Annotated in this window: 26 protein-coding genes and 1 pseudogene; 14 read left to right on the top strand and 13 right to left on the bottom strand. The window is 71.6% G+C overall.

Annotated elements, in window-relative coordinates; all coding sequences use genetic code 11:
• Window positions 1-63: 63 nt before the first annotated feature.
• A complete protein-coding gene (locus DEJ14_RS18205) occupies window positions 64-603 on the bottom strand; it encodes an acyl-CoA thioesterase (protein WP_111083600.1) in 540 nt (179 codons plus the stop codon).
• A 129-nt stretch (window positions 604-732) separates the two neighbouring features.
• Here DEJ14_RS18205 and DEJ14_RS18200 point away from each other — a divergent pair, with 129 nt between their 5' ends.
• Both DEJ14_RS18200 and DEJ14_RS18195 read left to right on the top strand, forming a co-directional pair.
• A complete protein-coding gene (locus tag DEJ14_RS18200; protein ID WP_111083599.1) occupies window positions 733-1,719 on the top strand; it encodes an aldo/keto reductase in 987 nt (328 codons plus the stop codon).
• A 178-nt stretch (window positions 1,720-1,897) separates the two neighbouring features.
• A complete protein-coding gene (locus DEJ14_RS18195; RefSeq protein WP_258373136.1) occupies window positions 1,898-3,304 on the top strand; it encodes a nucleobase:cation symporter-2 family protein in 1,407 nt (468 codons plus the stop codon).
• Between the two features lie 55 nt (window positions 3,305-3,359).
• On the opposite strand, the gene uraH is transcribed toward DEJ14_RS18195, so the two are convergent.
• The 7 genes and pseudogenes from uraH to DEJ14_RS18160 all read right to left on the bottom strand — a co-directional run bounded on the left by uraH (window position 3,360) and on the right by DEJ14_RS18160 (window position 9,278).
• A complete protein-coding gene (gene uraH / locus DEJ14_RS18190) occupies window positions 3,360-3,680 on the bottom strand; it encodes a hydroxyisourate hydrolase (RefSeq protein WP_181437383.1) in 321 nt (106 codons plus the stop codon).
• Window positions 3,681-3,698: 18 nt separating this feature from the next.
• A pseudogene (uraD, locus tag DEJ14_RS18185) lies at window positions 3,699-4,157 on the bottom strand (2-oxo-4-hydroxy-4-carboxy-5-ureidoimidazoline decarboxylase); the annotation flags it as partial.
• 185 nt (window positions 4,158-4,342) lie between these two features.
• Window positions 4,343-4,825 (bottom strand): FBP domain-containing protein, encoded by a 483-nt coding sequence (locus tag DEJ14_RS18180; RefSeq protein ID WP_111083597.1) that lies wholly within the window; start codon window positions 4,823-4,825, stop codon window positions 4,343-4,345.
• A gap of 182 nt (window positions 4,826-5,007) precedes the next feature.
• Complete coding sequence (locus DEJ14_RS18175; protein WP_111083596.1) at window positions 5,008-5,790, bottom strand: class I SAM-dependent methyltransferase; 783 nt, start codon at window positions 5,788-5,790, stop codon at window positions 5,008-5,010.
• 40 nt (window positions 5,791-5,830) lie between these two features.
• Window positions 5,831-6,742 (bottom strand): helix-turn-helix transcriptional regulator, encoded by a 912-nt coding sequence (locus tag DEJ14_RS18170; protein ID WP_111083595.1) that lies wholly within the window; start codon window positions 6,740-6,742, stop codon window positions 5,831-5,833.
• A gap of 114 nt (window positions 6,743-6,856) precedes the next feature.
• Window positions 6,857-8,116, bottom strand: a complete 1,260-nt coding sequence (locus DEJ14_RS18165; RefSeq protein ID WP_111083594.1) for a hemolysin family protein — start codon at window positions 8,114-8,116, stop codon at window positions 6,857-6,859.
• A gap of 154 nt (window positions 8,117-8,270) precedes the next feature.
• Window positions 8,271-9,278 carry a M23 family metallopeptidase gene (locus DEJ14_RS18160; protein ID WP_111083593.1) on the bottom strand — a complete coding sequence of 336 codons (1,008 nt, stop codon included), beginning with the start codon at window positions 9,276-9,278 and terminating at the stop codon, window positions 8,271-8,273.
• A 161-nt stretch (window positions 9,279-9,439) separates the two neighbouring features.
• Between DEJ14_RS18160 and DEJ14_RS18155 the strand changes: the two genes are divergently transcribed.
• On the top strand, window positions 9,440-9,934 hold the full coding sequence (locus tag DEJ14_RS18155) for a hypothetical protein (RefSeq protein WP_111083592.1): 495 nt from the start codon (window positions 9,440-9,442) through the stop codon (window positions 9,932-9,934).
• A gap of 15 nt (window positions 9,935-9,949) precedes the next feature.
• Here the strand turns inward: DEJ14_RS18155 and DEJ14_RS18150 are convergent, their stop codons facing one another.
• Both DEJ14_RS18150 and DEJ14_RS18145 read right to left on the bottom strand, forming a co-directional pair.
• The gene (locus DEJ14_RS18150) at window positions 9,950-11,641 is read right to left on the bottom strand and encodes a cation:proton antiporter (protein WP_111083591.1); all 1,692 of its coding nucleotides are present in this window, start codon (window positions 11,639-11,641) and stop codon (window positions 9,950-9,952) included.
• A gap of 27 nt (window positions 11,642-11,668) precedes the next feature.
• Window positions 11,669-12,034 (bottom strand): hypothetical protein, encoded by a 366-nt coding sequence (locus DEJ14_RS18145; RefSeq protein WP_111083590.1) that lies wholly within the window; start codon window positions 12,032-12,034, stop codon window positions 11,669-11,671.
• A 193-nt stretch (window positions 12,035-12,227) separates the two neighbouring features.
• Here DEJ14_RS18145 and DEJ14_RS18140 point away from each other — a divergent pair, with 193 nt between their 5' ends.
• On the top strand, window positions 12,228-14,438 hold the full coding sequence (locus DEJ14_RS18140) for an NADP-dependent isocitrate dehydrogenase (protein WP_111083589.1): 2,211 nt from the start codon (window positions 12,228-12,230) through the stop codon (window positions 14,436-14,438).
• Between the two features lie 247 nt (window positions 14,439-14,685).
• On the opposite strand, the gene DEJ14_RS18135 is transcribed toward DEJ14_RS18140, so the two are convergent.
• Window positions 14,686-15,138, bottom strand: a complete 453-nt coding sequence (locus DEJ14_RS18135) for a DUF3817 domain-containing protein (protein ID WP_111083588.1) — start codon at window positions 15,136-15,138, stop codon at window positions 14,686-14,688.
• An 89-nt stretch (window positions 15,139-15,227) separates the two neighbouring features.
• Between DEJ14_RS18135 and DEJ14_RS18130 the strand changes: the two genes are divergently transcribed.
• Window positions 15,228-15,983, top strand: coding sequence for a ThuA domain-containing protein (locus DEJ14_RS18130; RefSeq protein ID WP_258373135.1), 756 nt, complete (start codon window positions 15,228-15,230; stop codon window positions 15,981-15,983).
• A 17-nt stretch (window positions 15,984-16,000) separates the two neighbouring features.
• Complete coding sequence (locus DEJ14_RS18125; RefSeq protein WP_111083587.1) at window positions 16,001-17,158, top strand: PP2C family protein-serine/threonine phosphatase; 1,158 nt, start codon at window positions 16,001-16,003, stop codon at window positions 17,156-17,158.
• A 48-nt stretch (window positions 17,159-17,206) separates the two neighbouring features.
• Here the strand turns inward: DEJ14_RS18125 and DEJ14_RS18120 are convergent, their stop codons facing one another.
• Window positions 17,207-17,650: a hypothetical protein gene (locus DEJ14_RS18120; protein WP_166673222.1), complete on the bottom strand. Its 444-nt coding sequence runs from the start codon at window positions 17,648-17,650 to the stop codon at window positions 17,207-17,209.
• A gap of 73 nt (window positions 17,651-17,723) precedes the next feature.
• Here DEJ14_RS18120 and DEJ14_RS18115 point away from each other — a divergent pair, with 73 nt between their 5' ends.
• From DEJ14_RS18115 to DEJ14_RS18080, 8 genes are all read left to right on the top strand, one after another.
• Complete coding sequence (locus DEJ14_RS18115) at window positions 17,724-18,374, top strand: ScbR family autoregulator-binding transcription factor (RefSeq protein WP_165932299.1); 651 nt, start codon at window positions 17,724-17,726, stop codon at window positions 18,372-18,374.
• Window positions 18,375-18,490: 116 nt separating this feature from the next.
• The gene (locus tag DEJ14_RS18110; protein WP_111083584.1) at window positions 18,491-19,369 is read left to right on the top strand and encodes an aminoglycoside phosphotransferase family protein; all 879 of its coding nucleotides are present in this window, start codon (window positions 18,491-18,493) and stop codon (window positions 19,367-19,369) included.
• 58 nt (window positions 19,370-19,427) lie between these two features.
• Window positions 19,428-20,039 (top strand): DUF6197 family protein, encoded by a 612-nt coding sequence (locus DEJ14_RS18105; RefSeq protein ID WP_111083583.1) that lies wholly within the window; start codon window positions 19,428-19,430, stop codon window positions 20,037-20,039.
• A complete protein-coding gene (locus DEJ14_RS18100) occupies window positions 20,036-20,740 on the top strand; it encodes a DinB family protein (RefSeq protein WP_111083582.1) in 705 nt (234 codons plus the stop codon). The genes DEJ14_RS18105 and DEJ14_RS18100 overlap by 4 nt, the downstream gene beginning before the upstream one ends.
• Before the next feature lie 208 nt (window positions 20,741-20,948).
• Window positions 20,949-21,596: an ABC transporter permease gene (locus DEJ14_RS18095; protein WP_111083581.1), complete on the top strand. Its 648-nt coding sequence runs from the start codon at window positions 20,949-20,951 to the stop codon at window positions 21,594-21,596.
• Window positions 21,583-22,860 carry an ABC transporter ATP-binding protein gene (locus DEJ14_RS18090; protein WP_111083580.1) on the top strand — a complete coding sequence of 426 codons (1,278 nt, stop codon included), beginning with the start codon at window positions 21,583-21,585 and terminating at the stop codon, window positions 22,858-22,860. Before DEJ14_RS18095 ends, DEJ14_RS18090 begins: the two co-directional genes overlap by 14 nt.
• Window positions 22,857-23,618, top strand: a complete 762-nt coding sequence (locus tag DEJ14_RS18085; protein WP_111083579.1) for an ABC transporter permease — start codon at window positions 22,857-22,859, stop codon at window positions 23,616-23,618. Before DEJ14_RS18090 ends, DEJ14_RS18085 begins: the two co-directional genes overlap by 4 nt.
• Window positions 23,615-24,625, top strand: coding sequence for a glycine betaine ABC transporter substrate-binding protein (locus DEJ14_RS18080; protein ID WP_111083578.1), 1,011 nt, complete (start codon window positions 23,615-23,617; stop codon window positions 24,623-24,625). Before DEJ14_RS18085 ends, DEJ14_RS18080 begins: the two co-directional genes overlap by 4 nt.
• Here DEJ14_RS18080 and DEJ14_RS18075 read toward each other — a convergent pair.
• Window positions 24,612-25,241, bottom strand: a complete 630-nt coding sequence (locus DEJ14_RS18075) for a TetR/AcrR family transcriptional regulator (RefSeq protein ID WP_111083577.1) — start codon at window positions 25,239-25,241, stop codon at window positions 24,612-24,614. The two genes, DEJ14_RS18080 and DEJ14_RS18075, sit on opposite strands and share 14 nt — an antisense overlap.
• Window positions 25,242-25,267 lie beyond the last annotated feature (26 nt).

Here is a 25,267-nt window from a genome sequence, read left to right as displayed (position 1 = left end):
AGCGTAGCGCCGGCGGTGCGACGCCATCCAGCGGAGCCGGGATCTGTCGCCGTTCCGTGACCGTCAGGCGGTGCTGCTGATCCGGACGGCGCCCGCCCACCCGTGCACCCAATCGGGCAGTTCGCGGTCAGCTGGTGCGCCGCCCACGGCGTCGAGCAGGTCCGTCATCGGGACGGTCCCGCCGGAGCGTCGCAGGAACCGCGCCTGCACGACGGCACGGGCGACGACGGCTCCGCGACGGACGAAGGTCTGCTCCAGGTACACGGCCCGGTCGTCGACGCCGAGCACTCGCGTCACGAGCTCGAACCGCTGCCCGAGCGTCAAGGACCGCTTGTACGTGATGGTCTGCGCCGACACGACCGGGTACCACCCGCGCTCCGCGATCGCGCCCCAGAACCCCGACCGCATCATGAGGTCGAGCCGCCCGAGGTCGAGCATCGACAGGTACTTCCCGTTGTTGACGTGCCGCAGCGGATCGAGGTCGGTCAGGGTCACGCGGAACGGTGTGCGTGCCTCGTCCCACAGCGACGGCCGCCGTCCACTGATCGTCGGGCGGAGCCGGACACGCAGGCGCAACAGGAACAGCCGGAAGTACAGGTTCACGCCCCGATCACACCAGGGCCGAGGGACTCCTGCGGAAGACCTTGGAGGATCCGCACCAAACCGGGCCCGAGTCTGACCGGCACGGTCAGTGCCTCCCTCCAACCGGCGGGGCCGGAGTAGACCTGCAGCATGCAGACACGCAAGCTCGCAGACCTCGAGGTCGGACCGATCGGCCTCGGCACCATGGGCATGAGCGCCTTCTACACGGGCGCCGGCACCGACGACGCGGAGTCCATCCGCACGATCCACCGCGCGATCGACCTCGGCGTCACCCTGTTCGACACGGCCGAGGCGTACGGCCCCTACACGAACGAGGACCTGCTCCGCCGGGCCCTCGCCGACCGCCGCGACGACGTCGTGATCGCGACGAAGTTCGGCCTCATCACCCACACCGCCGGTGAGGAGACGCCCGCCACCGGCCGCGGCATCAGCTCCGCACCCGAGTCCGTGCGCGAGGCCCTCGAGGGGTCCCTGCGGCGCCTCGGCACGGACCACATCGACCTGTACTACCAGCACCGCGTCGACCCGGCCGTCCCGATCGAGGACGTCGTCGGACAGCTCGCCGGTTTCGTGCAGGAGGGCAAGATCCGGCACATCGGCCTGTCCGAGGCCGGTCCGGAGACCATCCGGAAGGCCCACGCCGTGCACCCGATCACGGCCCTGCAGAGCGAGTACTCGCTGTGGACGCGCGACCCCGAGGGTGCGGTGCTCGACACCCTTCGCGAGCTCGGCATCGGTCTGGTGCCGTACTCGCCGCTCGGCCGCGGGTTCCTGACCGGTGCGATCACGAAGCCGTCCGACCTGGACTCCGACGACTTCCGCCTGGCGAACCCCCGGTTCCAGGAGGAGGCGTTCGCGCAGAACATGCGCATCGTCGACGCCGTCAAGGAGATCGCCGCCGAGGCCGACGCGACCCCGGCACAGGTCTCCCTCGCCTGGCTGCTCGCCCAGGGCGACGACATCGTGCCGATCCCGGGCACGAAGCGCGTGTCGCGCCTCGAGGAGAACGTCGGTGCCGCCGACCTGACCCTCACCGCGGACCAGGTCACGCGCCTGTCGGCGCTCCCGGTCCCGACCGGCGACCGCTACCCCGACATGTCGACCATCGGTCGCTGACGCAACCGGATGACGGCCGGGAGGCCCGTGGCGGATCCGCCACGGGCCTCCCGTCTCGTCTCGGCGTGCGTTTCGGGCCGGAGCCCGGTGACCGACGCGACCCACGCCCGTCATCCCGGGGAAACACGGGCTGCATAGCGTCCGGAGCACAGGGAGACCACCGCTCGAAGGGGACGCCATGACGACCACGAAGACACCGCGCGCGACACCGACCGAGGACGGCGTCGACTCCGTCCCACCGCTCGCGAGGCTCCTGCCGCTCGGACTGCAGCACGTGCTCGCGATGTACGCGGGTGCGATCGCCGTCCCGCTCATCGTCGGCGGTGCGCTCGGCTTCGACAGCGCCGACCTGGCGTTCCTCATCAGCGCCGACCTGTTCGTCGCGGGCCTCGCCACGATCGTGCAGTCCGTCGGCTTCTGGCGGTTCGGGGTCCGGCTGCCGCTCGTGCAGGGCGTCACGTTCGCCGCGGTCGGCCCGATGATCGCGATCGGCACCGAGCACGGCATCTCCGCCGTCTACGGGGCGACGATCGCCTGCGGCGTCTTCATGGTGGTCGTCGCACCGTGGTTCGCGCAGCTCGTCCGCTTGTTCCCACCGATCGTCACCGGCACGGTCATCCTCATCATCGGTCTGTCGCTCATGAGCGTCGCTGCCGGCTGGGTCACCGACGGCGGGAAGGACGGTGCTGCGGACCCGCTCGACGTCGCGTTCGCCGCCGGGGTGCTGCTCGCGATCGTCCTGGTCGAACGGTTCGCGCCGCGCGGCCTCGCCCGGGTGTCGGTGCTGTTCGGGCTGCTGCTCGGCACCGTCGTGGCGCTGTTCGTCCCCGGCATGGTCGACGGCTCGGGCATCGGCGACGCGGGCTGGTTCGCCTTCGTCACGCCGTTCCACTTCGGGCTGCCGACGTTCGACCTCGCCTCGATCGTGTCGATGCTCGTCGTCGGGCTCGTGATCATGACCGAGACGACCGGCGACGTGATCGCGGTCGGCGAGGTCACCGGGCGTCCCGTGTCGAAGCGCACGCTCGCCGACGGTCTCCGCGCGGACGGACTCGGCACCGTCCTCGGCGGGGTGTTCAACACGTTCCCGTACACGGCGTTCGCGCAGAACGTCGGGCTCGTCGCGCTGACCGGGGTGCGCTCCCGGTACGTGGCGACGGCGGCCGGCGGCATCCTCGTGGTGCTCGGCCTGGTACCGAAGGTGGCCGCGGTGGTCGAGGCGATCCCGCACGCGGTGCTCGGCGGTGCCGGTGTCGCGCTGTTCGGCATGGTGGCGGCTTCGGGCATCAGGACGCTGTCGAAGGTGCGGTTCGACAACCGGAACGTGCTCGTCGTGGCGCTGCCGCTCGGCATCGCGCTGCTGCCGACCGTCGCCCCGGAGATCTACGGGCAGTTCCCGACCTGGTTCACCCTGGTGTTCGACTCGGGGATCTCGGCCGGCGCCGTCGCGGCGATCCTGCTCAACCTGCTGCTCGGCTCGCGCTCCGTGGCCGAGCGGTACGGCGAGGACCCGGCGGTCGGTTCGTACGACGGGGTGCGGTCGACGGCGCCGATCGCACTGCCGCACGAGGAGCCCTCGGCCTAGGCGACGGTAGGCCGGTTGCCCCGCCGTACTCGTGCGCTCCAGGGGGGCGGTGCGGTCAACTCCCTCGGTAGGTGCTGTAGGCGAAGGGGCTCAGCAGCAGCGGGACGTGCAGGTGCTCGGTGCCCGTGACGCGGAACGCCACGGTCACGAACGGGTGGAAGGTCGGGGTCCCGGCGGCGGCGAAGTACGCCCCGGTCTCGAAGCGCAGCACGTGGTCGGTGCGCGCGAGCACGTCCGGGCCGAGTGCCGCGCGGCCGTCGGCATCGGTCGAGCCGGTCGCGACGACGTCACCGTCGACGGTGCTGAGGGTCAGGCCGACGCCGACCGCCGGGGTGCCGGTGGTGGCGTCGAGCACGTGCGTGGTCAGGTGCGGCACGGCGAAGGTCGCCCGGATGCGGTGCAGGGCGATGTCGGCCAGGGCAGCGGCGGCCTCACGCGTCTCGACCGCCGGGTCGCCCGCGAGGCGCCGGTCGAGCTCGGCCAGCAGCTCCTCGGGGGTCCGACCGGCGGCCCGCACCAGGAACACCCGCCCGAACCGCTGCTCGTACGCGGCGTTGCCGTCGGCGATCCGGCCGGCCACCTCGTCGCCGGCGGTGCGCATCGACGACTGTTCGCGGGCCGACGAGGCATCGGTCGTCCGTTCACCGATCCGCGGGTGCTGCGCGAGGGCGTGGTCGAGTTCCGGCGCACCCCACGACGCCGACTCGGCACGCGCCCGGTCGAGCAGCGCCGGCACCGTGCCGAACGGGCGCGCGGCCACCAGGGCGTCGACCCATGCGGGCACGTCCGCCCAGCTCCGGATCACCGCGGCAGCGTCGGGGGCGGTCGCATCGTCGAGGTCGCCGAGGTCCATGTGCCGAGGCTACGGAACGACCGTTTCACCCGCGTTACCGGGCGGTTTCCCCCGCAACGCGACCTGCGGCCCTGAAACGGTCGCGTCTGCCGGACGGGAGGCCCGTGGCGGCCCCGCCCCGCGCCTCCCGTCCGCCGTCCGTCGCGTCGCGGACGCGGGACGCCGGCGGCTCAGACCTCGGCGGCTCAGACCTCCGTGGCGAAGGACGCGGCCCGCAGCTGCAGGTCCTCGATGCGCCGCAGGCGCGCGGCCTCGACGTCGTGTCCCTCGTAGGCGGGCGGCGGCAGCTTCCGGACGTTCCGCGAGCACTGGAAGTCCTGGCAGACGAGCGTGCCGACGGTGTCGCCGTTCCGCCCCGCCTTGCCGGACCGCTTCGCGCTGTAGAACACGACGTCGTTCGGCAGCTTGACGTCCTGGCACCACGAGCACTGGGCGCGCGAGCGCGATGAGGCCTCGGCCTGCCGGAACACGATGCCGACGAGCGTTCCCTCGAGCGTCGGCACGACGGCGTACGCACGCCGACCGATCTTCGGGTCGCGCCAGCCCAGGAAGTCGAGCGCGTCCCAGTCGATCGTCTCGAAGTCGGCGGGCAGCGTGATGTCGGTCGTCTCCTTGCGGGAGGCGTTGACGAAGGACGTGCGGAGGGTCTTCTCCGTGATGGGGAGCATGGTGCATCGCTTTCGAGCGGGCCCGGGGCGTGCGGACGCACACCGCACCGGGCGGAAGGAGGTCAGGGTTCGACGAGGGCGGCCGTGCCTGCGGGCACGACCGGGGGCCTCACGCCCTGATGCCGGCGCTACGGGCGCCGACCACCTCCTGGAAGCTCACGCGCCCAGCCTACGTCGACGTGTCAAGCGGTGGGGACGGCCGTCACCAGGACGAGGGCGCCCTCGTAGGTCGGCCGGATCCGCAGCGCCCCGTGCCGCCGGTCCCACTCGCCGGAGTCGAGCGCGGTACGGAGGGCGGCCACCGATCGCCGTGCGGTGAGCTCGTCGACGAAGCTCCACGCCGAGTTCGCCTTCCGGGCGCCGGGGTCGAGCAGGCGCTCCGGCCGGGCGTAGTACGCCTCGGAGAAGCCGTCGACGCACGTGAACGGGATCGGCAGCGGGGTGTTCGTGACGGTGTCGTCGCCCAGTGCGGCGGCGATGCGGTCGAGCGCGGGGTAGCGCCGGGCCTCGGTCGCCATCACCTCTGGTGCGTACTCGGCGAGCCAGAAGTCCTCGACGCGGGCCGGGTCGCACGTCAGGATCACGATCGGACCCCGGGTCACCCGGCGCATCTCGGCCAGCCCACGCTCGAGGTCGCCCCACTGGTGCACCGAGAACGTCGTCATCGCGGCGTCGAACGTGTCGTCGTCGAAGGGCAGGTCCTCGGCGGTGGCGTCGATCGCCGTCGACAGGGTGTCCGGTCGTTGGGCGCGCATCGACGCCGAGGGTTCGACGGCCGTGACGTCGCGATCGGTCGGCTCGTAGGACCCGGCACCGGCACCCACGTTGAGGACCGTGCGGGCGTCGCCGAGGGCCTTCGTGATCGCCCGGGCGAACGTCGGTTCGGGGCGCCGGTACTGCCGGTAGTCCTGGCCGATGCGGGCGTAGTCGGCGTCCCCCGCTGATCCGTCCGTCGTCCTCGTCACGTCCCTAGCCTACGAACCGTGTACCGGCCCGACCAGCGGTTCAGTCGACCGACTCGGACTCGGACTCCGCCGCGCGCAGGGCCGCGTACTGCTCGGCCCGTTCCGTCGCGGCCCAGGTGCCGAGCAGGGCCAGTGACCGCTCGGACTCGCTGCCCGGCTCGGCCGAGTACGTGAACAGGGTCAGGCCGGGGTCGGCGACCAGGTCGAGCGCCTCGTACGCCAGGCGCAGCTCGCCGACGATCGGGTGGTCGATGCGCTTCCCGCCGGCGCGCTGCAGCCGGACGTCGTGCGCGGCCCACCAGCCGCGGAACTCCTCGCTGCGCGTGGAGAGCTCCCCGACCAGGGTGATGAGTCCGGGCTCGCACGGGTTCGACACCGCGGCTGCCCGGAGCACGGCGACGGCGTCCTTCGCGGTCTGCGCCCAGTCCGGGAAGAAGTCACGGGCAGCGGGGTCGAGGAACGTGAAGCGCGCGGTGTTCACGGGGCGCCCCGGGCCGGCGAACATCGGCGAGTACAGCGCGCGACCGAGCTCGTTCGTCGCGACGACGTCACCGCGTTCGTTCCGCACCCAGGCAGGCGCGCCGGTGATGGCGTCGAGCAGGCGCTGGACGCCGGGGCGGACCCGCGTGGGGACGGTCCGGTGCATCGTCTTGACGCCGGAGTTCGCCAGTCGGGTGAGGTCCCACAGGTGGACGCGCTCGTCCTCGTCGAGCTGCAGGGCGCTCGCGAGGCCCTCGAGCACACTGTCCGAGACCCCCTTGAGCGATCCGCGCTCGAGCCGTGTGTAGTAGTCGACGCTCACGCCGGCGAGCATCGCGACCTCGTGCCGCCGCAGCCCGGGGACGCGTCGGACCCCGCCGCCGAACGACGGCATGCCGACCTGCTCGGGGGTGAGCCGCGCTCGCCGGGAGGACAGGAAGTCGCGGATCTCGTTGCGCACGTCGATACCCATGGGGAGAGCGTACGTGGCGGCGCTGTCCGTCCGGCAGGCACTGGCGGTACCCGCCGGGCGGACGGGAGGCCCGTGGCGGTGCCGCCACGGGCCTCCAGGTCAGCTGCGCGGAGTTCAGAGCGTGACGTCGGCCGTGATCCGGACGCGCGCCACGCGGTGACCGTCCATGGCGGTCACCTCGAGGCGGTGTCCGCCGGCGGCGACGACGTCGCCGACCTCCGGCACGCGGTCCAGGTGGACCTGGACGAGGCCGCCGACGGTCTCGTAGTCGCCATCGGGCAGCGCCGGACCGCCGTCGGCGACGAGGTCCTCGAGCACCGTGGACCCGTCCACACCGTCGTGCTCGGCCGTGGGTTCGTCGTACTCGTCGCGGATACGGCCGACGAGGTCCTCGAGCAGCGCCTCGAGCGTGACCATGCCCGCGCTGCCGCCGTACTCGTCCACCACCAGGGCGATCTGGTGCCCGTCGGTCCGCATGTCCGCGATCGCGCTCGACAGCGACTTCGTCTCCGGCAGTGCGAGCACCGGGCGCACCAGGGTCGACACCGGTGCGGACGGGTCGCTCGGCCGGAGCAGGTCGCGGAGGTGCACGAAGCCGTCGACCTCGTCGCGTCCGCCGGAGGTCACGAGGTACCGGGTGTGCCCGACCTCGATCGCGTGGTCGGTGGCCTCGGCGATGGTCAGTGCGGCGTCGATCGTGGACACGTCGTACCAGGGGCGCATCGACTCGCGCAGGATCCGGTCACCGGCGTCCAGCGCACTCCGGGCGATCCGGCGGCCCTGCTCGTCGACGCCGGTGTGCTCGTCGACGAGGCCGCGGAGCTCCTCGGTGCTCATCGACTCGCTGCGGGCGTTCGGGTCGCCACCGAGTGCGCGGACGACCAGGTTCGTCGAGGCCGACAGCACCCAGATCACCGGGCGCATCAGGGTCGCGAAGCGGTCGAGGGTCGGCGCGACGAGCATCGAGAAGCCCTCGGCCCGCTGCAGGGCGAGTCGCTTCGGCACGAGTTCACCGAACACGAGCGACAGGTAGGCGATGACGAGGGTCATCAGCACGAGGGCGACCGTCTCGGCGGCTCCCTGGCCGAGTCCGAGCCCGGTGAACAGGGGTGCGACGTCGGGCGCGATCGACGAGGCGCCGTACGCGGCGGAGAAGAACCCGGCGACGGTCACACCGATCTGCACGGCGGCGAGGAACCGGTTCGGGTCACGCCCGAGTTCGGCGACCCGCAAGCCACGGGAACCCCGGCGTTCGAGCTGCTGCAGCTGCGACTCACGGAGCGAGACGAGTGCGATCTCGGCGGCGGCGAAGACCCCGCCGACGAGTACGAAGAGGATGACGAGCCCGAAGGCGATCCAGGTGTCGGCGCCCATCAGCGGGCAGCTTCCTCGGATCGACGACGGGCGGGCGGTCTGTGGTGATCGTCCATGCCTGTGAGTCTGCACAGGGCAGCTGGGACGTCACCCCACCAGCGCTCGATGTCTGCTGAGCGTCCGGGGTGCGTGCGGAGTGGGTGGTGTCGGGGGGCTACGTCGTGAGCGAGCGGCCGATGCGGGCTTCGAGCCACGCCTCGGGGTCGATCGGGGTCACGCCGTCCATCAGGACCTCGAGGTGCAGGTGCGCACCGGTCGAGACGCCGGAGGACCCCACGAGCCCGATGAACTCGCCGGCCTCGACCTGGTCGCCGACCTTGAGCGGCGACGACCCCGGGATCATGTGCCCGTAGAGCGTCGACACCTGGCGGCCGTCGATCTCGTGGTCGATGATCACGGCGTTGCCGTACGAGAAGTACGTGCCCGAGATCCGGACGGTTCCCGCGGCGACGGCACCGATGGCCGTGCCCATGCCGGGCGTGAAGTCGAGGCCCTGGTGCAGCGAGGAGCACGCGCCGCACGGTGCCGAGCGGTAGCCGAAGCCCGAGCTCATCTGCACCGGCCCGGGGAACGGGGAGCGGACCGCGCCGCCGTACGAGACGGCTTCGCCTGCGATGCCACTCGTGTCGGCCGTGCCGCCGGTGGTGACGATCCGGCGCGTCGTGCCGCCGCCGACGGTGAACCCGTCGCGGTCGAGCCCGGTCGCGGTGACCGCTTGGGTGACCGCGTAGTCCTGGGTGCGCACGATCGGCGCGATGGTCGAGGTCGCCATCGAGGTGCCGGCGCTGGCGTGGGCGGGCATCGCCGAGGCGGCGAACATCGCGATCGCTGCAGCCGCGCTGGTCAGGGTGATCCGTCCGGCACGACCGGACCGGGAGGCCCGTGGGGCCTTCGCGACGCTCGTCACGGTGGCAGCGGGGCGGCGGACCACGCGCGTGATGCGGGAGTCGACGTGCTCGGTCGTCGCGCGGGCTGCGGTGGCGCGGCGGCCGACGGGCTTCGCGACCTTGGCCGGCTTCGCGACCTCCACTGCCTTGGCGGGCTTCTCCGCTCGGCGCTGGGGCTTCCGGGCTGCGGCGCGCTCGGCCTCGAGGGCAGCGCGACGGGACAGGTGCACCACCGGGGTCTCCGGGTGCTGGTCGAGTTCGGGTGCAGTCGTCATGGCCGCCCACCATTCTGCACGACTCTGTCGCTTTGTACAGGCCCCACCGTGATCTTTTCGTTACCGCAGGGCTGGGAGGCACCTGATCACCGCGGGCCCCGACGTCCCCCGACCGTCAGACATCAGTACCGTCGTGGGAAAGCGACGGAAGGACCCGCACCATGGCCCGATCGCCGCGAGAGCGGCCCGCGCAGGTCGACCTCGGCACCGCCGACGTCGTGCTCGCCGGTACCCAGGAACTCCTACCCGTGCTCCGCGCCGCCGCGGTGCGCGCGGGTATCGACGCCGCCCGCATGCGGGTCATCGGGGTCGACGACCTGCCGGACCCGGAGGAGACCTGGGATGCCGAACTCGCGGTCATCGCGATCCGGCGCCCCGGTGACGACCCCGCGTTCCACCGTGCGCAGGCGGCCGCTGAGCTCATCGATCCGCTGCTCGTGCCGCACGCGGTCCGGATCGTGGTGACGGTCTCGGGACTGACACGACTCGCGCCCAAGGTCGAGCGCACCCTGACGTCCGAGGTGCTCCACCAGATCGATGCCGCATCCGCGCCGTCGGGGTTCGAGCGGCCGTTCCGCAGCATGCGCATGCGGCTCGGGCTCGCAGCACTCCGGGCCGCCGGCGTCCGGGTGTTCCGCGTGTCGATCGGCACCTGACCGGCGGGACTGCCGTCAGCGGGCAGGTGCCCCACGGAGCTCGAGGGCGATCTGTTCGGCGTCGAGGTTCTGCAGCATCGACTCGAGTACCTCGGCGTCGAAGGAACCGTCGTCGCGGGCGTCGAGGATCGCCGCACGCTGCGCCTCGAGCACCGCGAGTCGTCGGGCCTTCTCGCGTCCCATCCACGCCCGGAGCTCGGCCGGGTCCGCTGCTTCGAGTTCTTCGCGTGCTCGAGGGCCGGCCTCGCGGGTCCCGGGGACGTCCTCGGCCGCCGTCCGCATGAGCTCGAGCAGCCGCTTGCGCTCCTCGGTGTCCCGCGCCGACGTGTCGGGTGCGGGGGCGGCGATCCGTCGGAGCAGCGGGCCGATCGTGCCGCCCTGGACCACGAGCGACAACAGGGCCACCGCGAACGCGATGAACACCAGGAGCGATCGCTGCGGCGTCCCCTCGGGCAGGGTCTGCGCAGCGGCGACCGTCACCGCCCCGCGCATGCCGGCCCAGACCACGGCGGTGCCCTCGCGCCAGCCCAGCGGTGCCTTCGTGTAGTACGCGATGTCCGCCAGGGTGCGGCGGACGCGTGTCGTGAACCGGTCGAGTTCCCGCTCCGAGGGCGCTCGGTTGCCCGGCCGGTGCTCGCGGATCACGTCGCTCATCGCGTCGCGGTCGCCGGCGTGCATCTCGGCGAAGCGTTCTTGCATCCGCTCGCCGCGCTTGGCCGCCGCCGACAGCGCGAACAGCAGCGGGACGACGTACGCCGCACGGACCAGCACGGTGAGCACGAGGGCCCCGACGGCGATGAGCAGCGCCGGACCGATGCCCGCGTGCTCCCGCTGCACGTCGCCGAGGATCTTCGCGAGTTCGAGCCCCATCGTCAGGAACACCGCGCCCTCGAGCACCAGCTCGATGGTCTGCCAGTTCTGCGCGTCCGACAGTCGGTGCCCCGGCGGGAGCTTGCGCGGCCCGACGATCCCGGTGAACAGCCCCGCGACGACCGCGGCCACGAGCCCGGACCCGCCGAAGTGCTCGGTCGGCAGGGCAGCGACGAACGGCACCGCGAAGGACAGTGCCGTGTTCACCGCGGCGTTCGGCACCCGGGCGCGGACGAACACGTTCAACCAGCCGACGAACCAGCCGATGACCACGGCGATGGCGACGGCCTTGGCGAAGTCGCCGAGCGCACCCCAGAACGAGAACGAGGCGCCCGCGGTGAAGATGGCCGTGCGCAGGAGCACCAGCGCGGTGGCGTCGTTGAGCAGCGATTCGCCGTCGAGGATCGAGATCGCCCGGCGCGACACCGAGGTCTGCTTGACGATCGAGGTGGCGACGGCGTCGGTGGGACTGACGATCGCACCGAGGGCGATCCCCCACCAGAACCCGAGGTCCGGCACCACCCAGGCGAAGAACAGGCCGAGCACCAGGCTCGACGCGATGACGAGCAGCACCGACAGGCCGCTGATGGCGCCGAACTCGCGCCGGAAGTTCATCGACGGCATCGACACCGCCGACGAGTACAACAGCGGCGGCAGCACCCCGGCGAGGATCCACTCCGGCTCGATCTTCGCGTGCGGGATGAACGGCAGCAGGCTCGCGATGATCCCGACGACGACGAGCACCAACGGTGCCGCGACCCCGATGCGGGGCCCGAGCACGGCGGCACCGGCGATGGCGATCAGGGCGATGACGCCCACGACGAGGAGTTCGGTCACCGGTCCAGCGTGGCACCGTCCGCGCGATCAGGTCCCGTCGGGCTCACCGCTGTGGAGAACACCCGCCTGGACCGAGGGGTGTGGAGGGGCGGTGTGGGCGACGACCGCGACGCTGCCGACGGCGAGCACGAGCGCCAGCGCCCCGGCGCTCACCGCTGTGCCGATGCGGCGGAGTCGGGAGCGTCCACCGCGGTCGCGTGGGGCGAACCGTGCCAGTCCGCGGCGCGGTTCCGGCCCGACGAGCCACGGACCGGATCCGTCCACGTCGTACGAGAACGGCCCGGAGCCGTCCGGGGCGTACCGGTACGGGCCGCTGCCGTCCGAGGCGTAGGCCGAGCGGAGGTCCTCCGCGGTCCACCCGAAGTCCTCCGGTGTCGCACGTGTCGTCGCCATGATCGCCCTCCTGCGGCTCTGGAACTGCGGAAGACCAGTCCACCGAGCATTCCTATGAGTCGACAGTGCGCCTCCAGGACGTCTGCCGAGTACCTGCCGGACGCAGGCCGGACCATGTATCTTGATGTCGAGACATCCCGCACCACGAGTAGCGTGGACGTACCGACGGTCGAACAAGGGAGTACCCGCCAGCATGGCCAAGATCATCTACACCCTCACGGACGAGGCACCGTTCCTCGCCACCCACTCCTTCCTCCCGGTCATCCAGGCCTTCGCCGGCACCGCTGGTGTCGACGTCGAGACCCGCGACATCTCGCTCGCCGGCCGGATCATCGCCCAGTTCCCGGAGCGGCTCACCGACGAGCAGCGCGTGGACGACGCCCTGGCCGAGCTCGGCGAGCTCGCGAAGACCCCCGAGGCGAACATCATCAAGCTGCCGAACATCTCGGCGTCGATCCCGCAGCTCAAGGTCGCGATCAAGGAACTGCAGTCGCAGGGCTACGACCTCCCCGACTACCCGGACGAGCCCACGACGGACGAGCAGCGCGACGCCCGTGCCCGCTACGGCCGCGTCCAGGGCAGCGCCGTCAACCCCGTGCTGCGCGAGGGCAACTCCGACCGCCGCGCTCCCCTGTCCGTCAAGAACTACGCCCGGAAGCACCCGCACCGCATGGGTGCGTGGAGCAGCGACTCGAAGACGAACGTTGTCACGATGGGCGTCGACGACTTCCGCTCGAACGAGAAGTCCTGGATCGCCCCCGCCGACGACGTCCTGACGATCACGTTCGTCGCCGAGGGCGGCGAGACCCAGGTCCTCAAGCAGTCGATCCCCGTCGTGCAGGGCGAGGTCGTCGACGGCACCGTGCTGCACGTCGCAGCGCTCGAGGCCTTCCTGCAGGACCAGATCCAGCGCGCCGCGGCCGAGGACATCCTGTTCTCCGTGCACCTCAAGGCGACGATGATGAAGGTCTCCGACCCGATCATCTTCGGCCACGTCATCAAGGCGTTCTTCCCGACGGTGTTCGAGCGGTTCGGCGCCGACCTGGCCACCGCCGGGCTCACCCCGAACGACGGTCTCGGCTCGATCCTCGCGGGGCTCGACGCCCTGCCGAACGGCGCGGAGATCAAGCAGGCCTTCACCGACGGCATCGCCGCGGGCCCCGAGCTCGCGATGGTCGACTCGGACAAGGGCATCACGAACCTGCACGTCCCGAGCGACGTCATCGTGGACGCCTCGATGCCCGCGATGATCCGCACCTCCGGCCACATGTGGGGCCCGGACGGCGACGAGCACGACACCCTCGCCGTGATCCCGGACTCGAGCTACGCCGGCATCTACCAGACCGTGATCGACGACTGCCGCGTCAACGGTGCCTTCGACCCGGCGACGATGGGCTCCGTGCCCAACGTCGGGCTCATGGCGCTGAAGGCCGAGGAGTACGGCTCGCACGACAAGACCTTCGAGGTCCCCGGTGCGGGCGTCGTCCGCGTGACGAACGCCGCCGGCGACGTCGTCATCGAGCACGACGTCGAGCCCGGTGACATCTGGCGCGCCTGCCAGACCAAGGACGTCGCCATCCGCGACTGGGTCAAGCTCGCCGTCACCCGCGCCCGCGCCTCGGAGACCCCGGCCGTGTTCTGGCTCGACGAGACCCGCGCGCACGACGCGAACCTGATCGGTCTGGTCCGCCAGTACCTGGGCGAGCTCGACACCGAGGGCCTGCAGATCGAGATCCTCTCGCCCGAGGACGCCATGCGCTTCTCGCTCGAGCGCATCCGCCGCGGCGAGGACACCATCTCCGTCACGGGCAACGTCCTGCGCGACTACCTGACCGACCTGTTCCCGATCATGGAGCTCGGCACCTCGGCGAAGATGCTCTCCGTCGTCCCGCTGCTCGGTGGCGGTGGCCTGTTCGAGACCGGTGCCGGCGGCTCCGCGCCGAAGCACGTCCAGCAGCTCGTGCAGCAGAACTACCTGCGCTGGGACAGCCTCGGCGAGTTCCTGGCCCTGGCGGTCAGCCTCGAGCACCTCGCCGGTGTGACGGGCAACGAGCGGGCGAAGATCCTCGGTGAGACGCTCGACCGTGCCACCGGGACCTTCCTCGAGCAGGACAAGTCCCCGGGCCGCAAGCTCGGCTCGATCGACAACCGCGGCAGCCACTTCTACCTCGCCAAGTACTGGGCGGAAGAGCTCGCGGCGCAGACGACGGACACCGAGCTCGCCGCGTCGTTCGCCGAGATCGCGGGGAAGCTCGACGCGCAGGAGCAGCAGATCGTCGACGAGCTGAACGGTGTGCAGGGCCACCCGGCCGACATCGGCGGCTACTACCGCCCGGACGACGCCAAGACGAGCGCGGTCATGCGCCCGTCCGCCACGTTGAACGCGACGCTCGCCGCGCTCTAGACGCGCGCGCCTGACGGACGGGAGGCCCGGTGCCAGCTGGTACCGGGCCTCCCGTCCGTCGTCCGCGTGCGTGCGCCTGCCCGCTCCGCCCAGTCCCCGCCCTGTCGCGTCCCGTGAGGTTCCGAAATCTCGGCATCTCGCGCCGCGATCGGGCCGTCTCCGGAACCTCGGCGAACCTGAGCGGCATGTCGTGGAACCTCGCGACGGCACGACCGCGCGGCGTCCCACGCCAGAGCCAGAACGAGACTCAGGAGCGCGGGACGGGCGGGCCCGCCGCCAGCAGCACCACGAAGACCAGGGCGACCGCCACGACCCCGATGACGACCGCGACCGCGGGGCGACGCACCACGAAGAACAGCAGACGGTCCCAGAAACCCGAGCGCGCGTCGGGTGAGCGGCGCCACGGGCCCTCGAGCATGCCGCGTCGGGCGACCGCGACCTCGAACGTCACCGTGGCGTACGGCACGACGGCACTCGCCCAACCGAGCACGAGTGCCCCGGGGGTCCAGCGCTGGTTGACCGCGACGACGGTCGTCACGACGAGGTAGGCCAGGAACACGAAGCCGTGCACCCCGCCGCCGATCCGGACGCCCCAGTCGCCGGCGTCCAGGCCGTACTTGAGCACCATCCCGGCGATGAGCATGGTCCAGGTCACGAGTTCGGCGACCGCGGCGGCACGGAACAGGGAGCGGGGAGTCATGTCCACATCGTCGCGGACGCGTCCCGGGAAACCCCCGACACTCCGCTGGTCGTATCGATTCGACGCCCGGGGAGGCTAGCGTTGGAGCCATGTCAGTGCCGACCGAGAACCGTCCCCTGAACATCGTCGTCTGGAACGAGAACGTGCACGAGACCCGCGGTGACGCGACGGTCATCGGGCACTACCCCGACGGCATGCACACCGTGATCGCGGCATCGCTCCGCGAGCACCACCCCGACGCCACCGTGAGCACCGCCACGCTGCAGGAGCCCGACCACGGCATCACCGCCGAGCGCCTGGCCGCGACCGACGTCCTGTTCTGGTGGGGGCACGCCGCCCACGACGAGGTCAGCGACGCCGTGGTCGACCTGGTCGTCGACGCGGTGCACGCCGGCATGGGCTTGGTGGTGCTGCACTCCGGGCACTACTCGAAGCCGTTCAAGCGCCTGATGGGCACCACCTGCTCGCTGAAGTGGCGCAACGACGGTGAGCGCGAGCTCGTCTGGACGGTCGCCCCCGAGCACCCGATCGCCGCCGGGGTCCCGCACCCGATCGTGATCGAGCGCCAGGAGATGTACGGCGAGTACTTCGACATCCCGCGCCCCGACGAAGAGGTGTTCCTGTCGACCTTCGCCGGCGGCGAGGTCTTCCGGTCCGGGGTCGCCTACCGTCGCGGTCTGGGGAAGGTCTTCTACTTCTCCCCCGGCGACCAGGAGTACCCCGTCTACCACCACCCGGACATCCAGCGGGTGCTGTCGAACGCGGCGTCGTGGGCGGCCCCGGTGTCCGAGCGGCGCACGCTCAGCGCCGACCCCCACCCGCGGGACTGGTTCCTGACGGACTGAGCGGGTAGACAGGGCGTGTGACCAACCATCTCGACGGTGCGGACCGACGCACCGCGGTGATCGAGGCGCTCGAGGTCTTGGGGGCAGGCCCCGAGGAGCGTTTCGACCGCATCACCCGCATGACCCACGAGGCGTTCGGCGTGCCGCTGACCTTCCTCAACCTCGTCCACAGTGACGTCGTCACGTCGCAGTCGACGTTCGGCTGGCACCAGGGCTCGAGCGTGCCCGCGAGCGAGCAGTTCTGCGCGACGACGGTGCTCAGTCCGGAGCCGATGGTGATCCCCGACACCTCGCTCGACGCCCGGTTCGCGCACACCGCGGCGGTGGTGGAGCACGGGATCCGCTTCTACGCGGGGGCGCCACTGACGATGCAGGACGGCACCAGGGTCGGCACGCTCTGCATCATGGACGCGACCCCGCGCGAGCTGTCGGTCGAGGACCTCGAGCTGCTGCGTGACCTCGCCCGCTGGGCCGAACGGGAGCTCGGGCACGCGATCGACCGCAGTCGGGTCAACCGTGTGCTCGAGGGCCTGGTGTCCGAACCGGTCGACGTCCCCGGGTACGACCTGGACACCCTCGCGATCCGGCGTGAGCCGGGCGGCGGGGACGTCGCCGACTGGCGGCTCGCCAACGACGGTGTGCTGCACGTCACCGTGGGCGGCGTGTCGGCAGCGGGACGAGCGTCGGGTCTCCTCGCCTCGGCAGTGCGCGGTGCCGTGGTGGCACGCACCGAGACCGCCATGCAGGACGCGATCGGCGGCCTGGAGGCCCAGATCACCGTCGACCTGTCCGCTGCGGACGCCGTCGGCTCGCTCTTCCACCTGCGGCTCGACCCGACGTCGGGGCACGTCGACTTCGGGGACGCCGGGCACGGCCTCGCGGTGCTCGTCCGCGCCGACGGCACCAGCCGGGCGCTGCACTCGCTCGACCTGCCGCTCGGCCTGCAGCCGGAGTCCGTGCCGCGGTCCCCCGCGACGCTGGACCTGGCGGCGGGCGACCGGCTGGTGCTGTGCACCGAGGGCGTCCTGGCGCTCGAGGGCATCCGGCACCTTGACGACCTGGCCGACCTGGTGCGGTCCGAGCCGACCGGTACCGCGGCGGTCGAGCGTATCCGCGCGCTCGTGCCGGCGGACAGCCGCCGGGACGTCACCGTCGTGCTGCTGCGCCGCCGCTGAACGACGTGCCGCTGCGCCGCCGCTGAACGACGCGCCGCTGCGCCGCGGTCAGGAGCGGAAGCGGTCCTGCCGTGAGCGGGGTGCACCGGTGAGCGCGACGACCAGCAACGTGGCCAGCAGTCCGAAGCCCGCGAGCTCGATGCCGAGGCCGGCGAGCTGCCAGTAGGCACTGCCGACCACCTGCGGTTGCGTGATCGACTCGGGCCACCACGCGTCGATCAGCGGGAACGAGCTGGGGAACGGGTCGAGGCCGAACACCACGAGCCCGCCGAGCAGCAGCACGACACCGAGCAGCGCCATCGCACCGCGGGAGCGCCCGAGCATGTGCACGATGAGCGCGGCTGCCATCCCGGCGAGGCCGACGACGGCGATGAGGAACGCGAGCACGACGATGGTCTGCGGCGCGAGGGCCACCCAGTCCAGCACCGCGATCGGCAGCAGCAGCCACCGACCGGTCCGCGCCCACCGCGCGGGGTTCCGCCATCCGTCCATGGCGGCCAACCGTAGGGCACCCGCCCGGACGCGGGCCGTGCGCAGCCTCGGAGCGGACTACGATCGGCAGGTGATGGCCCAGGACGGACGCACCCGGCAGCAGCGGGCGCTCGAGACCCGCGCGGCGATCATCGGGGCCGCGGCCGCCGAGTTCGACGAGCGCGGGTACCTCGGCGCGTCGATGGACGGGGTCGCGGAACGGATCGGCCTGACCAAGGGCGCGCTGTACTTCCACTTCGCGTCGAAGGCCGACCTCGCCGGTGCCGTGATCGCGCAGCAGCACGAGGTCTCGCGGCGCTACGGCGAAGCCGCGGTCGCCCGGAGCCGGACGCCGCTCGAAGCACTCATGTGGATGTCGCAGGGACTGGCGACCCAGATGGTCACCGAGGTCGTCGTGAGCGCCGGCATCCGTCTGTCGACCGAGGTCGCGACGCACGACGTCCCCCGTCAGGACCCGTACACCGACTGGATGGCGCTCATCGCACAGACCGTGCGCCAGGCGATCGACGCCGGCGAGGTCGACCCGCGGTGGGACCCGGAGCTCGTCGGACGCGTCGTCATCCCCGCGTACACGGGCGTGCAGACGGTGTCGGACGTGCTCGCCGACCGCACCGACCTGTACGAACGCCTGCGGGAGCTCTGGACGGTGCTGCTCGCCGCGCTCGTCACCGAACGCCTCCGGCCAGAGGTCCCGCGACTCGTCGCCATCATCGCGCCGGAATGACGCGGGTCCCCCCAGGGAAACACCCACGTCACCGCTCCACGAGGATACCCAGCGGTCGGTTCCCGCACCCGCCCCCGTTCGCGGGCATGTGTCCACCGGCCCACTAGCCTGAGCCGGTGCCCACACCACCGGCAGAGGTCGACGTCGACGTCCCGCTCGTCCGGGCCCTGCTGCGAGACCAGCACCCCGACCTGGCGGACCTGCCGCTCGTGGTCGTCGCGAACGGCTGGGACAACGTCATCGTGCGGCTCGGCGACGAGTACGCCGTGCGCTTGCCGCGTCGGGAGCTCGCGGCACGCCTGGTCGAGCACGAGCAGCGGTGGCTTCCGGAGATCGCCGCCCGCGTCGCACCGGTGGTCCCGGTGCCGGCTCCGGTGCGCGTGGGCCGTCCGGCGCTCGGGTACCCCTGGTCGTGGAGCGTCGTCCCGTGGCTCCCGGGAGCACCCGTCGGTGAACGTGCTGCCGGCGTCCAGGCCGCCGAGGCCCTCGCGGAGTTCGTGCGACTGCTGCACGTGCCGGCTCCGGCGGATGCTCCGGCGAACCCGTTCCGTGCGGTGCCGCTGGCGATGCGCAGCGACGCCGTCCTGACGCGACTCGCCACGCAGGACGTGCCCCGGGCCGTGGAGCTGGCAGCGGTCTGGCGGACCGCGGCGGCGTTGCCGACGCACACCGGGCCTCCCGTCTGGGTGCACGGCGACCTGCACCCGTTCAACCTGCTCGTGGACCGCACGCCGGACGGCGACGAACGCCTGTCGGCGGTCGTCGACTTCGGCGACGTGACCTCGGGGGACCCCGCCGTCGACCTCGCCACCGCCTGGCTGACGCTCGATCGGGAGGCCCGCCACGCGTTCCGGACGCTGGTCGCCGCTCCGGACGTCACCTGGGGACGCGCGCGCGGGTGGGCGATCGCGCTCGCCTCGGCGCTCGCGACGTCCGACGAACGCGCCTTCCGGAGCGTCGCGCGGCGCAGCATCGACGCGGTGCTGGACGGCTGAGACCCCGCGGGGCTATCGTGACCGCACCATCCGTGCACAGCCGATCGGAGGGGCCCTCATGACCCTCGAGTTCCGCGTCCAGCACGACGTCGCCACCGACGCCTCTCCCGCCCCCACCCGATCCGAGCGAACCGGCCTCCGCGGGTTCCTCGACCGCCTCGCCGAGCGCCGCGCCGCCGCACGCGTCCGACGGGTCGAAGCCCGGCTGCAGGAACTCGGCGAGCTCGAGCACCTGCTGTCCGACGCGCGTGGCGTCGTCGAACGCGGCTGGATCCAGCACGCCTGGTTCGCGTACCTCGACGAGCACGGCCGGGTGCGGAAGGCCACGAGTGCCGCCGCGATGGACGTGCAGGGGCGGCCCCTCGTCGCCGCCTGCCTGGTCGGCGCGGTCGTCTCGGCCGCCGGCGGGCCGCACGCCGTGCACTCACCGCGGGTCCAGCACTCACTCGACCTGGTCTGGCACGCGCTCGCCGTGGACGAAGGTGCGCCGGTGCTCTGGTGTCCGGCACCCGACGTCCGGATGGGCCGCGTACGTGACCTGACGAGCTGGAACGACGCCCCCGCGCGCACCTCAGCCGAGGTGGCCGGACTGCTGCTCACCGCGGAGCGTGTGGCCGTGCAGGAATCGGCACGCCTGCAGGACGTCGTGGTGGCACGATCGAGGGCATGAGCAGCACCGACGCCGTCCCCGAGGTCCACCCCGCGACGACCACCGGTCTCGCGTCCAGCGGGAACTCGGTCCTTTCGGACGAGGGCGCGTCGTCGGACACCGATCCCCTGGCCTCGGCCGCTGCGGTGAAGCGGACGCTGCACCGGTACCTGCAGAAGCACCGCGCCGCGCTGCTCGGCAAGCTCGACGGCCTGGCCGAACGGCAGGCCCGCTGGCCGGTGACCCCGACCGGTACGAACGTGCTCGGGCTGGTGAAGCACGTCGCCGGTGTGCAGGCCGGGTACTTCGGCGAGGTCTTCGGTCGGCCGCTGCCCGACGCGCCCGCCTGGCTCGAGTCGGAGGACGGCGAGGACATGTACGCGACGCTCGACGAGACCCTGGACGACGTCGTGGCCTTCCACCACCGCAGTGCTGCGCACGCCGACGCGACCATCGAAGCGCTCGACCTCGACGCCCGCGGCACCGTCCCCTGGTGGCCGGAGGAGCACCGCGAGGTCACACTCCACCGCATCCTGGTGCACATGGCGTACGAGACGGCCCGGCACGCGGGGCACGCCGACATCGTCCGCGAGATGCTCGACGGACTGGCGGGCGACGGGGACGGCAACCTGGCCGACAAGAGCCCCGAAGCGTGGGTCCTCTGGCGCGAGCAGCTCGTCGACATCGCCGAGCGGTCCGGCCTGCGGGGCCTGGCCACGTAGCCGATGGCCCCTCACGATCGTTACCGTTCTCTCAGGCTCGACGCTCGAACTGCCCGTTGATCAGGGGTTCTCATCCGGTCATCTGCACAGGAATCGGTCGTCTCCGCTGCGCTTCGTCGTGCGACCGGTCCGTGCCCTGCGTAGCTTTGGCGCAGCTTGTGCCCCGACCCGTGGGCAGTTCGGCCGACCGGAAGGGGAGCGCCCACCCGTGTTCCAGTACGTCGTGGAGCGATGGAGCCAGATCTGGTTCTCGTCGTGGCAGCACTTCTCACTGGTGGTCCAGTGCACGGTGCTCGCCACGGTCATCGCCGTGGTGCTCGCCACACTCGTCTACCGCAGTCCCCGCCTGACCTCCGTCGCGAACGGGGTGTCCGCCATCGGCCTCACCCTGCCGTCCTTCGCGGTCATCGGCCTGCTCATCGTCCCGCTCGGCTTCGGTGTCCTGCCGTCGGTGGTCACCGTCGTCTTCTTCGCCGCGCTCCCCATCCTGCGCAACGCGGTCGTCGGCCTCGCCGAGATCCCGCCGAGCGTGGTCGAGTCCGCGCGCGGCATCGGCATGAGCCGGTTCCGGACCCTCGTGCAGGTCGAACTGCCGATGGCCTGGCCGATCATCCTGAGCGGCGTCCGCGTGTCCGCCCAGATGGTGATGGGCATCGCGGCCATCGCCGCGTACGCGCTCGGCCCCGGGCTCGGCGGCTTCATCTTCTCCGGACTCTCGCGCCTCGGCGGCGCGAACGCCCTGTACTCCGTGGTCGTCGGGGTGGTCGGCGTCGTCCTGCTCGCCCTCGTCCTCGACCTGCTCCTCCTCGGCCTCGGCCGCCTGACCATCTCGAGAGGTATCCGTGTCCAGCACTGACTCCGCCACCACCACCGCGCCCGACGGGGACGTCACCGGCCGCAGCATCCTGCTCGACGAGGTCACCAAGCGGTACCCCGGGCAGTCGAAGCCCGCCGTCGACGGCATCACCCTCGAGATCCCGGCCGGCAAGATCGTCATGCTCGTCGGCCCGTCCGGCTGCGGCAAGACGACGACCCTCAAGATGATCAACCGCCTGATCGAGCCCACCGAGGGCCGCATCGTCGTCGGTGACGACGACGTGACCGGCATCGACGCCGACGAGCTCCGCCGCCGGATGGGCTACGTGATCCAGGCCGGCGGGCTCTTCCCGCACATGACCGTCGCGGCGAACATCGCGATCGTGCCGAAGATGCTCGGCTGGTCGAAGGAGAAGATCGCGGCGCGCGTCGACGAGCTGCTCGACCTCGTCTCGCTCGATCCCGACACCTACCGCGACCGCTACCCCCGCGAACTCTCCGGCGGCCAGCAGCAGCGCGTCGGCGTCGCCCGGGCGCTCGCGGCGGACCCTCCCGTCCTGCTGATGGACGAGCCGTTCGGTGCGGTCGACCCGATCACCCGGCAGCGTCTGCAGGACGAGCTCCTGCGCATCCAGGAAGAGCTGCACAAGACGATCGTCATCGTCAGCCACGACTTCGACGAGGCCGTGAAGCTCGGCGACTGGATCGTCATCTTCACCGAGGGCGCCCACATCGTGCAGTACGACACCCCGGAGCGGATCCTGGCGGAGCCGGCGAACGAGTTCGTCGAGAACTTCATCGGCTCGGGCGCCGGGTTGAAGCAGCTCACCCTGAACCGCGTCCGCGACGTCGAGGTCGTCTCCGCGGTGACCTGCTCCCCCGGCGAAGAGGCGAAGGCCGTCCTGCAGCGCATGCAGGAGGCAGGAGGCCACGGGCACGCCGTCGTGGTCGACCGTCGGCAGCGGCCGATCGGCTGGCCGTCGCGCCGGCAGCTCGAGCGTCTCGACCGGATCCCGGACGGCGTCGACCCGGAGCTGCCCATCGTGGGCGAGGCCTCGACGCTCAACGACGCGCTCGACACCATGCTCGTCTCGAGCGCCGGGGCCGCACTGGTCACCGGTCGGGGCGAGGCGTTCCGCGGTGTCATCACGGTCGAGGTCGTCATGGAGGCCATCACCCGGTCGCGTGCGGCAGCGGCCGACGACCGCGCGTACACGCCGGTCGGCACGAACACCAACCAGATCGAGACGCTGCCGTCCTCGCCGGCCGCGCCCGTGATCGCGCCCTCCGGGGAAGACCTGTGAGTGCTGTCGCCGCCGGGCCCGCCACCGGCGCCAGCACGTCCTGGAAGGGCTTGCTGTTCCAGCCGATCGCGATCCTCGTCGTGCTCGCCGGGTTCGCGATCTGGCTCGCCACGGCGGACCTGACCCCGACCGAGCGCACGACGCTCAACCCGTCGGACATCCTGGCGCTCACCGGCCAGCACCTGGTGCTCACGCTGCAGTCGACGGTGCTGGTGCTCGTGATCGGCATCCCGCTCGGCATCGTGCTCACGCGCGGACCGCTGCGTCGGGCGAGCCCGTACGTGCTCGCCGTCGCGAACTTCGGGCAGGCGGCCCCCGCTGTCGGCCTGATCGTGCTGCTCGCCGCGTGGCTCGGCCTGAACAGCTGGTCCGCCGTGGTCGCGCTCGTGCTCTACGCGATCCTGCCGGTCCTCCGGAACACCATGATCGGCGTGCAGAGCGTCGACTCGCGGCTCGTCGAGGCCGGCCGTGGCATGGGCATGAGCGCGTTCAGCGTGCTGATGCGCGTCGAGCTGCCCCTCGCGGTGCCGGTCATGCTGTCCGGCATCCGGACGGCGCTCGTGCTGCTCGTCGGCACCGCGAGCCTGGCAACCTTCGTCGGCGCTGGTGGCCTCGGGCTCCTCATCACGACCGGCGTGACGCTCTTCCTGCCGAAGGTGCTCGTCGCCGGGGCGCTCCTCGTGGCGCTCCTCGCCCTCTCCATCGACTGGCTCGGCCGCGTGGTCGAGACCGTCGCACGTCCGAAGGGACTCCGATGAACCGCCGTACCCGCCGCCTCCGCCGCGGGGCCGCCGTCGCGCTCGCCGGCACCACCGCGCTCGTCCTGGCCGGCTGCGGCCTGCAGCCCGCGACGTCCTTCGTCCCCGAGGCCGGTCCCGGCACCATCGAGCGCATCGACGACCTGCCGGACGGCGCCCACATCACCGTGACGTCGAAGAACTTCACCGAGCAGCTCGTGCTCGGCAAGATCGCCGTGCTCGCCGCGAAGGCCGCCGGGTTCGACGTCACCGACGAGACCAACGTGCCGGGCAGCGTCGCCGTCCGCGAGTTGATGACCTCGCACGGTGCCGACTTCACGTACGAGTACACCGGCACCGCCTGGCTGACCTTCATGGGCCACGCCGAGGGGATCCCGGACAAGACCGAGCAGTGGGAAGCGGTCAAGAAGGAGGACGCCGGCAACGGGCTCACGTGGCTGAACCCGGCGCCGATGAACAACACCTACGCGTTCGCGGTCCGGGACGAGGCGGTCAAGGAGCTCGACGACGTCAAGACCCTGTCCGACATCGCGAAGCTCCCCGTCGACGAGCGCACCTTCTGCGTGGAGTCGGAGTTCAACTCGCGTGCCGACGGGTTCAAGCCGATGCTCGAGAAGTACGGGTTGGAGCTCGGCGGTTCGGGGGAGAACGGGATCCCCAGTGACAACGTCAGCATCCTCGACACCGGCACGGTCTACACGGCCACCGACCGGGGCAAGTGCAACTTCGGCGAGGTCTTCACCACCGACGGCCGCATCAAGTCGCTCGGCCTGACCGTGCTCGAGGACGACAAGGGCTTCTTCCCGGCGTACAACGTCGCGCCGGTGCTCGACTCGGCCACGCTCAAGGAGTACCCGCAGCTGGCGGACGTCTACGACCAGATCTCGCCGAAGCTCACCGACGCGGTACTGCAGGAACTGAACCGTCAGGTCGACGTCGAGGGACGTGAGCCGGCCGACGTCGCCTTCGACTGGATGGTGAAGGAGGGCTTCATCACGAAGCCGTGACCCGCGCAGCCGTGTCGCGGATCGACGCGACGACGCGGGCGCGGACCTCTTCCGGATCGGAACCCTCGTGCCGCGCCGAACTCCGCAGGCCGGTCATGCACATGCCGAGCAGCATCTCGGCCGCCTGCGGGGTCGCGGCGTCCGGCCCCCAGGCCGGGTCGCGCTCGAGAATCGTGCGCACCGCACCCGTCATCGCCTCGGCCACGGTCGTCATCCGGCTGACCTGGCGGCGCATGAGTTGCGGGAAGCGCACGATGACCTCCTTCCGGGCAAGCCGCTCGTGCTCGTCGCCGAACGACGAGCCGAACACCAGGAACGCCAGGTCGACCACGGCCTGCGCAGCCGGCTCCCCCGCGACGGTCTCGAGGTGCGCCGCCAGGGTCTCGGCGTCCAGGTCGAGCTCGGTGTGCCCGAGGACCGCGTCCTCCTTGCTCTCGAAGTAGTTGAAGAACGTGCGGGGCGACACCTCGGCGCGTGCGGCGATCTGTTCGATCGTGGTGTGGTCGATGTCCTGCTCGAGCGCGAGGGACCGAGCCGCCTCCGCGATGCGGTGGCGTGTCTCGAGGCGCTTGCGGTCGCGCAGACCCATCTCGGTGGCGGGCGCGGTGTCGGGCATGGCCCGACTGTAACCGGAACGTCACA

The sequence above is a fragment of the Curtobacterium sp. MCJR17_020 genome, assembly GCF_003234365.2.
Taxonomy (GTDB): domain Bacteria; phylum Actinomycetota; class Actinomycetes; order Actinomycetales; family Microbacteriaceae; genus Curtobacterium.
Note: the sequence above shows the minus strand (reverse complement) of the source record. Positions and strands in the feature narration are given on the sequence as shown.

Bases quoted from the DNA above. Each gene is read 5' to 3' on its own strand.
- DEJ14_RS18180 (WP_111083597.1), bottom strand. From the start codon at position 4,825: ATGCTCCCCATCACGGAGAAGACCCTCCGCACGTCCTTCGTCAACGCC.
- DEJ14_RS18160 (WP_111083593.1), bottom strand. From the start codon at position 9,278: ATGACGACTGCACCCGAACTCGACCAGCACCCGGAGACCCCGGTGGTG.
- DEJ14_RS18075 (WP_111083577.1), bottom strand. From the start codon at position 25,241: ATGCCCGACACCGCGCCCGCCACCGAGATGGGTCTGCGCGACCGCAAG.
- DEJ14_RS18195 (WP_258373136.1), top strand. From the start codon at position 1,898: ATGACGACCACGAAGACACCGCGCGCGACACCGACCGAGGACGGCGTC.
- DEJ14_RS18155 (WP_111083592.1), top strand. From the start codon at position 9,440: ATGGCCCGATCGCCGCGAGAGCGGCCCGCGCAGGTCGACCTCGGCACC.
- DEJ14_RS18115 (WP_165932299.1), top strand. From the start codon at position 17,724: ATGGCCCAGGACGGACGCACCCGGCAGCAGCGGGCGCTCGAGACCCGC.
- DEJ14_RS18080 (WP_111083578.1), top strand. From the start codon at position 23,615: ATGAACCGCCGTACCCGCCGCCTCCGCCGCGGGGCCGCCGTCGCGCTC.
- DEJ14_RS18165 (WP_111083594.1), bottom strand. From the start codon at position 8,116: ATGGGCGCCGACACCTGGATCGCCTTCGGGCTCGTCATCCTCTTCGTA.
- DEJ14_RS18200 (WP_111083599.1), top strand. From the start codon at position 733: ATGCAGACACGCAAGCTCGCAGACCTCGAGGTCGGACCGATCGGCCTC.
- DEJ14_RS18130 (WP_258373135.1), top strand. From the start codon at position 15,228: ATGTCAGTGCCGACCGAGAACCGTCCCCTGAACATCGTCGTCTGGAAC.
- DEJ14_RS18135 (WP_111083588.1), bottom strand. From the start codon at position 15,138: ATGACTCCCCGCTCCCTGTTCCGTGCCGCCGCGGTCGCCGAACTCGTG.
- DEJ14_RS18170 (WP_111083595.1), bottom strand. From the start codon at position 6,742: ATGGGTATCGACGTGCGCAACGAGATCCGCGACTTCCTGTCCTCCCGG.
- DEJ14_RS18105 (WP_111083583.1), top strand. From the start codon at position 19,428: ATGACCCTCGAGTTCCGCGTCCAGCACGACGTCGCCACCGACGCCTCT.
- DEJ14_RS18145 (WP_111083590.1), bottom strand. From the start codon at position 12,034: ATGGCGACGACACGTGCGACACCGGAGGACTTCGGGTGGACCGCGGAG.
- DEJ14_RS18140 (WP_111083589.1), top strand. From the start codon at position 12,228: ATGGCCAAGATCATCTACACCCTCACGGACGAGGCACCGTTCCTCGCC.
- DEJ14_RS18120 (WP_166673222.1), bottom strand. From the start codon at position 17,650: ATGGACGGATGGCGGAACCCCGCGCGGTGGGCGCGGACCGGTCGGTGG.
- DEJ14_RS18100 (WP_111083582.1), top strand. From the start codon at position 20,036: ATGAGCAGCACCGACGCCGTCCCCGAGGTCCACCCCGCGACGACCACC.